At 60.1% G+C, this 542-nt stretch carries 1 protein-coding gene; it reads right to left on the reverse strand.

Going from position 1 to position 542, the window contains the following annotated elements; all coding sequences use genetic code 11:
- A partial coding sequence (locus tag CBX98_RS25330; protein ID WP_146192913.1) for a TonB-dependent receptor occupies window positions 1-542 on the reverse strand: 542 nt, incomplete at both ends.

Below are 542 nucleotides of genomic sequence, written 5' to 3' on the forward strand. Positions count from 1 at the left end.
CTGTGGCGTGGTCCAGAACGTGTTGCGAATCGAGGTGTGCTCGAAACGCACGCCCGGGATGACTTCCCACGGGCCGCTCTGGAACGTCGCCATGGCATAGGCCGCGCTTACCGCCTCGGTACCGCGCATCGTGTCGCAGTTGAAGTTGTTGTAGTCGAGCTGGCCGCAGGTATCCAGATCGGACGGCTGCACGTGGGCGGCAATCAACGCCGCGACCGCCGCGCGACTCACCTGCAGTGTCTGCCAGTCGAACTTGCCTGGGAAGATCTGGTTGTAATAGCCCTTGAAGATGCCGAGGTCATTCAGCGTGGTCGTACCATCGTTGATACCGCCGGTCGAATAGTCGCGGTCGGTGAACTCGCGCGAGCTATCGCTGTACTTGACGCCGAACTTGATCGACTGCAGCGGACCATCCTCGAAGTCATAGCGCAGGTCAAGCTTGGCACCACCGCGCTTCTGGCCCGAACGGATGTCGGTGACCTCGCCATAATCATTGGCATACATGTTCTGGATGTTGTTGACCGAGTTCAGCAAGCCCGGGG

Source organism: Vibrio sp. T9 (assembly GCF_003123985.1).
GTDB classification, from domain to species: domain Bacteria; phylum Pseudomonadota; class Gammaproteobacteria; order Enterobacterales; family Vibrionaceae; genus Vibrio; species Vibrio diabolicus.